This is a genomic window from Scytonema sp. UIC 10036, assembly GCF_009725235.1.
Genome location: NZ_WJFC01000332.1, coordinates 1 through 9495, shown reverse-complemented (window position 1 = coordinate 9495; position 9495 = coordinate 1). Strand labels below are relative to the sequence as shown.

Sequence of the window (9495 nt, the reverse complement as noted above, 5' to 3'; positions counted from 1 at the left end):
CAGCATTGTTGTTAGCAAAATTACCCGAAGCTTATCAAGTTCTCGATCCTTTGGTAGACGTTCTGCCAATCATCCCCGTGTTCTTCTTGTTGCTGGCTTTTGTATGGCAAGCCGCTATTGGTTTTAGGTAAATCAATTGACCTAACTATAGGCTCAATACTCCCCAAACCCGACGCTTTTTGGCAGCCGGGTTTTCTTTTACTTAGGTTTTGTCAAGAAAGTTGATACTTCTTAAGAAATTGTAATAAATTAAAAGAGTAGGTAATATATAAAAATAAAAGACCTATGACAAGTAACGCCTCTACCGCGAAATTCGGGAGGTTGTATCTCATGAAGGACGAACTATAACCTTTTCATCCTTTACCCTTTATCCTTAATGCTTTTCTAGTTGAGTTTACAGTAAACGAGGTATCAGAAATGGGTAACATCACATTTGTGAAAGAAAACAAAGAAGTCGTAGCAGCTAACGGCGCGAATTTACGCGAAAGAGCCTTGCAAAACAATGTTGACATATACAAACTTTTTGGCAAGATGATGAATTGTGGAGGATACGGTCAATGTGGCTGCTGTGTGGTAGAGATTGTTGAAGGATTGGAAAATTTATCGCCCCGTACCGATGCAGAAAACAAATTATTAAAGAAAAAGCCAGAAAATTGCCGTCTTGCTTGTCAAACTCTGGTACATGGTGCAGTCAGTGTAGTCACAAAGCCATAGAAACGAGCGAGGATGAAGTATCAAGTAAGTCTTACGAAATGGGGAGAAAGCCAATCTTGACATATTTGTACTTCATGCTTCTTTCAACCATAGAATGGTATCCTAAATGTGTTACCTAGATATTGAAGAGAGGCTGTCTTCCCATGCAAGTTAACGATCTAGGGTTCGTAGCGAGCATTCTGTTCGTTCTCGTTCCCGCCGTCTTTTTAATAATTCTTTACATTCAAACTGCTAGCCGCGAAGGTAAAAAAGATTAGAAAGCAGTTCAAAATCCAAAATTCAAAATTCAAAATTAAGAGAACCCTAGCTAGCAAGCCACCTATAGCAATCCTCTTTGATTTGTGAAATATATGTAGGTAGGGCTAAAGCCCACCAGTAACACTTTTGGTGGGCTTTAGCCCTACCTACATTATTTGAAATTTTTCATGAACGATCTAGGATTGCTATAGCTGTTTGCATTGTGCAAATTACAGGCGTGACAGCTTAGTAATTCTTCTGTACATCAAATAAAAACCCCTACATTTATAGTGTAGGGGTTTTTATTTATCAACCACTGATTGTTAAACTTTGCTTAATCTACTGTTCGTGCTAACAAAACTGGACAGTTTGCATTAACTCGAACGTAATCAGACAAAGATGCACCCAAAAGCCTATCTATATCTACTAAACTCTTAGCAATAGAAGGACGGCGATCTGGAGAACCAAGAAGTAGTAAATCTACTTTCCATTCATCTGCTAAGCGACAAATTTCTTCACCTGGTTTACCACTACTGACTACACAACGAACTGGTATACCATATTTTTTAGCTTCTGCAGCGGCTGCAGCTAAAGCAGGACTGTGTTCTGAATTAATTTCATACATTTCAGATGCTTTGCCACGCAAATCCGTATTGATATTAGCTAGAATTAACTCTCCTCCCTTAATATCTCGTAGCAAGAATAGAGCTAAAGTCAAGCAATGCTTGGCAGCATCTGAGTTATCCATTGCCACCATAATGCGGTTAATTCTTTTGACATAAACGTCATCTTTAACCAACAACATGGGGCGAGAAGATAGCTGGAAAACATACTGACTGACGGAGTTCGATAAAATAGATTGGAGGCGTTTGAGTCCTCGCGAACCCATAATAATCAAGTCAGCTTCTATTTCATCGGCGACCTGACAAACCACAGTTTTGGGATCGCCTTGACGTAAAATAGAGGAAACCCGACTGGGATCTAGGTTCAAATACTGAATAGCATTCGCTAAAATTTTGCCACCTTCTTCCCATTTAGCTGTCATATTTTCGGCACTTACTTGATCTGGTACAACGTGCAAAACGGTTACTTTTGCTCGTTGAATTGATGGCACATCCTTTAAGGCTTTGAGCATCTCTTCGGCGTGACCTAATCCAGAGACAGCTAGCAAAATTTTTTCTATCATCTTAGATCTTCTTGGGGTTCAGGTTACCTAATTGACTGACTGATAGTTAGTGGTTATTGGTTAGTCGTTAATTGTTAGTAGTAACTGTTCTAACGATCGCTAACCACTAACCACTAACCACTAACTACTAACAGTTCGAGTTATTGGTACCCAGTTTTTGAAAGGATTAACTGGGTTTTTGGTGATTTAAGCTTACTATTAATTCTGACTGATGAACTTAATGAATGGTTATTAAATTTATTAGTTGTAATCTATATTTACTCTTTTTAATTAGAACAAAGATTAAGTAATGCGAAGAAAACTTGAAATAATAGATGAATATTACTGCTTATTGTTTACAAAAATTAAAGATTTTTGCCGCATTCAATGCTAAAGACGCGCTATGGCGCGTCTCTATATCTTTACAAATTTTTAAGCTGCAACAGCTAGACCATTATGCTTGAGTAATGGTTCGGTACTGGGTTCGCGACCCCGGAAGGACTTAAATACCTCCATGGGATGCTGGCTACCACCAAGCGCCAACACAGTATCTCGGTAGCGCCTGCCTGTTTCTTTTATGGCTGGTTCGTTATCAAGACCAGCTTCTTCAAAAGCAGCAAAAGCATCTGCACTAAGGACTTCAGCCCATTTATAGCTGTAATAACCAGCCGCATATCCGCCAGCAAATATGTGTCCGAAAGCACATAAAAAGGCATCTTCAGGTAATGGAGGCAGAACTGTTGTGGTTTTAGCTAAACGCGATCGCACATCCTTAGGAGTTTCCTCGCCACCCGGACGGTAACGGTGATGCAGTTCTATATCAAGGAGACTGATATGGATTTGTCGTAACATACCAGTACCGGTCATATAATTCTTTGCTGCCACCAGCTTGTGGTAATAATTATCTGGCAGAGGTTCACCTGTCTCATAGTGCTTTGCCATACCAAACAAAGTTGGTCTGTCGTAGCACCAGTTTTCCATAAACTGGCTCGGTAATTCCACTGCATCCCACTCAACATTGTTGATACCTGCCGCCGAAGGATAATCCACCTTTGTTAACATCAGATGCAAACCATGACCAAACTCGTGGAACAGAGTTTCAACTTCGTCAAAGGTCATTAAACTGGGCTTGCCGTCCACAGGGGGAGTTTGGTTGCAAACCAAATAAGCCACAGGTAAACGAATGGTTGTAACTCCATTTTCCAAAACTTTGCCACGGTTAATACAAACATCCATCCATGCACCGCCACGTTTTTCAGCAGGGCGGCTGTAAGGATCTAAGTAAAAATAAGCAATAGGGTGATCTGCTTCATCAGCAATTTGGAAGTACCGTACATCCTCATGCCAAACAGGGGCTTGTCCATCAGCAGGGGTAACAGTCACGCCAAATAATCGATTTACTAATCCAAATAAACCATCAAGAACTTGAGGGAGTGGGAAGTAGGGGCGTAATTCTTCAGCAGTAAAGGCAAATTTTTCTTCTCGCTGACGTTCCGCCCAAAAGGGAATGTCCCAGTGCCACAAATCCTCTGCTTCTGGTGCTCCTTTGGATGCAGCAAAAGCTTTGAGTTCATCCAATTCCTTCAAAGCAGCATCATAACTGCGGGAACGCAATTCTTCCAACAGCGACTCTACTGCTTTGACGTTAGGAGCCATTTTACTAGCCAAGCTTAATTCAGCATATGTCTCATAACCCAGCAACTCTGAGAGTTCTTGACGCAATTCCAAAATGCGTTCAATAAGTGGGTTATTATCTAACTCGCCTGATGAAGCACGGGCGATAAAAGCTTTATACAGCTTTTCTCTTAAGTCTCGTCGGGTACTGTGTTGCATAAAAGGCACATAACTGGGGGCATCCAAAGTAATGCGCCAGGGACCATTTTCCGTTGTAGCGTTTTCTTCTCCCGCAGAGCGTGCAGCTTGTGCAGCTAGGCTCAGTAAGCTGGGAGGTAAGCCATCAATTTCTTCTTGAGTTGTTAAAGTCAAGCTAAAAGCTTTAGTTGAATCTAGCAGATGGTTGGAAAATTTAGTAGATATTTCAGCCAACTCCATCTGAATAGCGTTAAAACGCTCTCTTGCCTCTCCTTGCAAGCCAACACCCGCAAGTTCTGCATCTCGAATAGCAGATTCTACAATACGCTGTTGGGCTGTGCTTAAAGTTGCCCAAATATCACTGGCGTGGAGTGCTTTGAAAGCATTGTAAATTGGCTGGCTTTGGCTGAGTTTGTTAGAGAACTGTATCACCTGTGGCTGTACAGTTTCAAACGCTTCACGCAATTCGGGGCTATTTTTTACACCCATAAGATGATTGACAATACCCCAACTCCAGTACAAACGTTCTGTAAGATTTTCTAGAGGTTGTACTAAACCACTCCATGTAGGCTCAACATTAGCTTCTAATGTAACGAGTTCTCGATCTAGTTCTGACAAAAGTTGGTTGAAAGCTGGTACAACCTGCTCTGGTTGTATTTCTGTAAAAGGTGGTAAGCCAGCGCCTTTTAGTAAGGGGTTATTGGATATAATAACTGCTTCACTCATCATTGTGTAAGAGTACCCGGTAAATAAAAGCAAAAAGCGACTTTTCTTTCTTGTATTTTCTAATGTAGCGATTGAAGAATGCTATTGCGGGTTTCTGGCAATTAGAAGTGATAGAAACCATACCGCTTTCTTTGCCATATCTTTATCACCTCCTTCTAGAAAATGTAAAAGCTCTTTTACATTTTCTAGTATAATTAGAAAAAAGAATGTCAAAATTGTTGACATTTTTTGACACCTCTAGCGATGCTCCTTCTCCTGTCGGAGACGCACTCGCGTTCAGAGCCGCTACGAAGACTGTTCAAAAGAATCAGCCATGAAAGAGATTATTGCTGCGAACCTGATCCGCTACCGTAAAAGTCTAGGCTTGTCTCAAGAGCAACTTGCAGCAACTATCGGGGTAACTCGCCAGAGCATCAATAACTACGAGAACGCCAAAACTTTACCAGACAGCAAAATCCTCTCTGCTCTGGCGAGTGCTTTAGGCATTACACTTGATGACTTGCTACGCTCACTTGGTGAAGGACTACCTAACTTCCGGTTCCGCACTCATGTAACATTCGACACGCCAGGTGCTTCAACTTTGGGAACCAAAGCAACGCACTGGCTCAAAAATGCCCAGTTTGCAGCCCAAGTGCTACGAATGCTGCAAACTTATAACGCCCTAGAACAAGCCGTTGGTTTACCAACCTATACCCCAGAAAGTACACCTTGCCATCAAGTAGAAGGCAACGAAAAGCACATTCAGGCAATAGCTGCTTTGTTTCGCCATCGCCTGGGCTTGGGAGATGCTCCCATTGCCAACCTGTTTCAGTCTGTAGAAGAAATCGGCTTAAAAGTTTTACGCTCCTCCGTTCCCATTAAAGGTTTCTTTGGTCTGAGTGCTTATAGTGATATTGAAGGTGCTTTTGTTTTGCTAAATACCCATAACATCACTATTGAACGTCAATTATTTACCCTTGCACATGAAATTGGACACTTAATCTTTCACCGTGTAGAGTACCAAGACACTCTAATTGAAGAAGGAACCTCATATGAAGAAAAAGCACGAGAAAATGTGGCTGATTACTTTGCCAGTCACCTACTTGTTCCTCAAGCTGAATTTGAGCGGATGTACTCACTTACCCAAGATATTGTCAAACTCAAATGGCATTTTCGGGTGAGTTACCTAGTCATCTTGAATCGTATAGCAGAAATGGACATCATTGATTTTGCTAAAGAGAAAGCCAAAATCTGTGCAATTTATAAAAATCTTCATGATGGTGCATCTTTGCTCCCTTCAATGGAATTACCACCAGCACTGGTTGCGGAGAATTATCCAGAAAATGAACGTTATGAATTTCTAATTTGGCAGTCCTTAAAATTAGATAAAATTTCAGAAATGAAGGCAGCAGAACTTCTCAACTTAACTGTTGAACAACTGCGGGTGCGTCGTCAAGAAAATGAGGTTTATGCAGTCGCTTAACGGAACAATTCTTGATGCAACAGCACTTATTTAGTACTAAATAATAAAAGCAATAGCATTCTTCCATAGAAAAATTTGAGTGAAATTCGGAATTCTGTTTTTACGGATTCACTAATAGGCGATCGCGCTATACTTTATTGTGCATTCTTTTAATTAATATAAAAAGATTGTATAAAAAGTTACTAGATTATACGCTCCTGTTTATATAGCGTTTTTATCTTACAGGTATCGTATCAGGCGTAAACTGTGATTCTGGGTACAAAATTGAGCGAACGATTCTAGAGCTTTTTCTTTAGCTGATAAAAATCCGGAAAATACAAGGTAGTAATAGAAACTATAACAAGACAGTCTTTACGGTTTGTTACCTTGCCCAGCTATGCCACCAGACTACCCAGGTCAAAATTTCCGAGATCGCTCCTTTAGAGGTGAAAACTTTGAGGGTACAAATTTTAGTTATGCAAATATTCCAGGCGCAAATTTTAGCCATGCTAAAGCAGGACTACAAAAGCGTTAGGCTACTGTAATTGTGGTTGTTTCGTGGTTATTATTCGGATTGGCAGGATTTTTCTCACAAGTTGTTACTACAGCGATCGCTAAATATAAAACTGTATCTGTATGATTTTATTCATCCCATCATTCAGCAACGTCCACAACTTTATTACCTTAACAAATATAAATTAAAAATAATAAATTATGAGCGATTATAACAGACTAAATGACTTAAAAGATATTTTAGACTTACTCTATGAAAGGCTAGGGGAGTTTGAAAAAGAGTTAATGTTTAGTAGTAATAAACCGGCAAATTTTGATTTGAAGCAGCGCATTAAGCGAGAGATTCTCCCTAATATTCGTAAATACGAGACAGAATACTGGGAACTTTACCCTCAAGAAACGATTATTATTTCTGATGAGGAAGCAGAAACCCAACTGGTTAGGGTAGAGCAAGCAGTTGTATCTATCGAACAGATGCCTTCTATTACTTATCCTTCAGAATTAATTTCTCTGGTGCAAGAGATTCGAGACAAGTTAGAGAAACAAGATAAAGCAGCTTCAGCCAAGTTGAAGGTTGTTTTACCATTAATTCCTGCGATCGTATCTTACGAAATGGATATGGAAACAGAGGGATTGATGTACAAAGCTTGGGAGGAAATTAAGAGAATAGTTCGGAGATAGAGAATGTCAGCAGATAATGGAGAACATAGCTTATTAAGGGATCTAGAGCAAGTGAGGATTCTCTGGCAAGAAAAACTTGCCTTTCTAGAGAAGGAATTTGTTGTTACTAGCGATGCAGCTCAACGATTTGGATTACAAAAGAGAATTGAAGAATGTCAACAACAAATTGAAAGAATAGCTAAAGAAATAGAATCTTTAAAAAAAGAGAGCCAACAAAAAACTTTAGATATCTTAGATTATTTGTGTCAGAAGGTACATGACATACCGATTGTAGACAGACGAATTGAAATTTTTGGCACAAGTCAAAAAACTGAGCCAGTTGTCGCTGCTCATTGGCAAGAATTAATGCGCTTTTGGATATTTAAATTAGAGCGAAAAAACAATCCATCGGAGTATTCAGGTCTTATCACTGCTGATGACGTGATGTTAATGCTATTATCTTCCAATAGATCGCCAAGAGAAGCTCGTGCTTTGTCTAGTTTTACTATGCAATGCCTAGGAACAAAACTTGACTTGAAGAACGAGACAGTTGATTTAGTAATAGATAAAGCTATAAATAACCTCAACGACCTTGATGGATTTAACAAGCATAACACTTTAATGGACGAAGCATTTTATTCCGTGATGCAATCCCATTTTGGACAGCTATTGCATAAAAAATTGTTACAAAGTTATATACAAACTCGTGATGCCCATCGAAATAATATTGGTGGTGTTTTATTTAATACAGCAATAACAAATAGTGAAATCCTCAATGCAGAAAACGCTACTCAAATATTAATACCTTTGTTGGAGAATTTAACTATCTTCTGCTCGGTTGAAGAGCGTGTTTACGCAGCAATGCATTTAGTAGAAGCATTCTATCGTCCACAGGTTCAAAAGAATGATGTAAGAATAGATTTTTTACCGAGCTTACTCTTACATAAAGTGGTCAAAGTATTGCTTACGGCTGCTGAACAATATACGGTGGGTAATTACGCAGTGTCAACCACAGCGATATGGGCTCTTGTATGGCTAACCAGTGCAAAAACTTGTGCTCCTTACACAACCTATACTTTTACTGATGAAGAACTTGATATTTTACGGCAAGTTGTTATCAATGAGAAACATGATGCTTTTGCTCGAAGTAGGTCTGCTCTGATTTTGAGTGCCTGTACCCCTGAAAAAACTATACTTGCCCAAGCAGATTGGATTTATGAATGGGTACTTGTGGCAGATAGAGTCAAGCCTCAAAGTAAGTTACCAAAAATATCACATCTCAATTGTCCGAAAGATATTGAGGTGATAAAAAGTTTAATTTTTTCACATTTACCGAGCATAGCTAAAAGATATACAGCCATTGCGCTTGGACGACTAGGATGCTTTATACCCGAAATGATAGACCCGCTCCTGCAAGTTTTTCAAGATGATATGTACTCTCGTGATGACCGTGACGAAGCATTAGTTTATTTAGTGTTTATAGGTAATTCTCAAGTTATTTCTGCACTCACGTATGGATTGAATAGCTCGAAGGATAATACAGATAAATATGACTTACCTGAACGTTGCTTTCTAGGACTTATCGGCATGGGGAATTTAGATGCGCTGAAGCAAAAAAATAATAGTCATATGCATGAAAATAAGTTTTTTGCAGAACGAGGCGATCTTATTCATAAAATCAAAGCTAAAGATAGCACCGATCAATGGGCATATTACTACGTTTATGTAAGACCCGCTTTAGAACATAAGTTCACAAAAGCACTCAAATCAAATCCAAATATTAATTTAGAGGATTACGGAAAGGTTATTGGTTCTTGTTATGGAGAAAAACCTAATGATACGCTTAAAGCTTTATTAAAAGGTAAATATGGGTTTGATGTTTAGAATTAGAGTTTGACAAAACATTTATTTAATACAAATGTATTATGCATAACATATTAACTACAATCATCACTGCTAAAAGTAAACATCTTGTGCAATACAATACCATTTGATTAAATAGGAGCTTTTAAGGTGGTTGAGGTCGCTAAAATATCTTCTGAACAACTGGATTATGAAATTTTATTACTTGCATATTTGATTTGTGCTGACAAGCAAATTCATTCAAAAGAAATAACATTTCTTAATGAATTAGAAACACAAAACCAACTAGCAAAAAATACTATTGAAGAAAAAGAAAAAATATTTACCCAAAAAATCTTTGTATGAGTTGGGTTTCGTTCCTCAA

General features: G+C 38.9%; 10 protein-coding genes. 8 read left to right on the top strand and 2 right to left on the bottom strand.

Translation table 11 applies throughout. From position 1 onward, the window contains the following. From F7734_RS59215 to psbM, 3 genes are all read left to right on the top strand, one after another. Positions 1-131: photosystem II reaction center protein K (locus F7734_RS59215; protein ID WP_207714480.1), on the top strand; the 131-nt coding region annotated here is incomplete at its 5' end. Between the two features lie 286 nt (positions 132-417). After that, positions 418-714 carry a 2Fe-2S iron-sulfur cluster-binding protein gene (locus F7734_RS59210; RefSeq protein WP_155753501.1) on the top strand — a complete coding sequence of 99 codons (297 nt, stop codon included), beginning with the start codon at positions 418-420 and terminating at the stop codon, positions 712-714. Positions 715-857: 143 nt separating this feature from the next. Beyond that, a complete protein-coding gene (gene psbM / locus F7734_RS59205) occupies positions 858-971 on the top strand; it encodes a photosystem II reaction center protein PsbM (RefSeq protein ID WP_017746279.1) in 114 nt (37 codons plus the stop codon). 314 nt (positions 972-1285) lie between these two features. Here the strand turns inward: psbM and F7734_RS59200 are convergent, their stop codons facing one another. Both F7734_RS59200 and F7734_RS59195 read right to left on the bottom strand, forming a co-directional pair. Then, on the bottom strand, positions 1286-2137 hold the full coding sequence (locus F7734_RS59200) for a universal stress protein (RefSeq protein ID WP_155753500.1): 852 nt from the start codon (positions 2135-2137) through the stop codon (positions 1286-1288). Positions 2138-2548: 411 nt separating this feature from the next. Further along, entirely contained in the window at positions 2549-4654 is a 2106-nt protein-coding gene (locus F7734_RS59195; RefSeq protein ID WP_155753502.1) for a M3 family metallopeptidase, read from the bottom strand. A gap of 313 nt (positions 4655-4967) precedes the next feature. Here F7734_RS59195 and F7734_RS59190 point away from each other — a divergent pair, with 313 nt between their 5' ends. From F7734_RS59190 to F7734_RS59170, 5 genes are all read left to right on the top strand, one after another. Next, on the top strand, positions 4968-6116 hold the full coding sequence (locus tag F7734_RS59190) for an XRE family transcriptional regulator (protein ID WP_155753499.1): 1149 nt from the start codon (positions 4968-4970) through the stop codon (positions 6114-6116). A gap of 376 nt (positions 6117-6492) precedes the next feature. Further along, a complete protein-coding gene (locus F7734_RS59185) occupies positions 6493-6630 on the top strand; it encodes a pentapeptide repeat-containing protein (RefSeq protein WP_155753498.1) in 138 nt (45 codons plus the stop codon). 179 nt (positions 6631-6809) lie between these two features. Then, entirely contained in the window at positions 6810-7289 is a 480-nt protein-coding gene (locus tag F7734_RS59180) for a hypothetical protein (protein ID WP_155753497.1), read from the top strand. A gap of 3 nt (positions 7290-7292) precedes the next feature. Next, entirely contained in the window at positions 7293-9152 is a 1860-nt protein-coding gene (locus tag F7734_RS59175; protein ID WP_155753496.1) for a hypothetical protein, read from the top strand. Between the two features lie 129 nt (positions 9153-9281). Beyond that, on the top strand, positions 9282-9476 hold the full coding sequence (locus F7734_RS59170; RefSeq protein ID WP_155753495.1) for a hypothetical protein: 195 nt from the start codon (positions 9282-9284) through the stop codon (positions 9474-9476). The last annotated feature ends 19 nt before the right edge of the window (positions 9477-9495 follow it).

Bases quoted from the DNA above. Each gene is read 5' to 3' on its own strand.
- F7734_RS59185 (WP_155753498.1), top strand. From the start codon at position 6,493: ATGCCACCAGACTACCCAGGTCAAAATTTCCGAGATCGCTCCTTTAGA.
- F7734_RS59190 (WP_155753499.1), top strand. From the start codon at position 4,968: ATGAAAGAGATTATTGCTGCGAACCTGATCCGCTACCGTAAAAGTCTA.
- F7734_RS59195 (WP_155753502.1), bottom strand. From the start codon at position 4,654: ATGAGTGAAGCAGTTATTATATCCAATAACCCCTTACTAAAAGGCGCT.
- psbM (WP_017746279.1), top strand. From the start codon at position 858: ATGCAAGTTAACGATCTAGGGTTCGTAGCGAGCATTCTGTTCGTTCTC.
- F7734_RS59180 (WP_155753497.1), top strand. From the start codon at position 6,810: ATGAGCGATTATAACAGACTAAATGACTTAAAAGATATTTTAGACTTA.
- F7734_RS59210 (WP_155753501.1), top strand. From the start codon at position 418: ATGGGTAACATCACATTTGTGAAAGAAAACAAAGAAGTCGTAGCAGCT.
- F7734_RS59175 (WP_155753496.1), top strand. From the start codon at position 7,293: ATGTCAGCAGATAATGGAGAACATAGCTTATTAAGGGATCTAGAGCAA.
- F7734_RS59200 (WP_155753500.1), bottom strand. From the start codon at position 2,137: ATGATAGAAAAAATTTTGCTAGCTGTCTCTGGATTAGGTCACGCCGAA.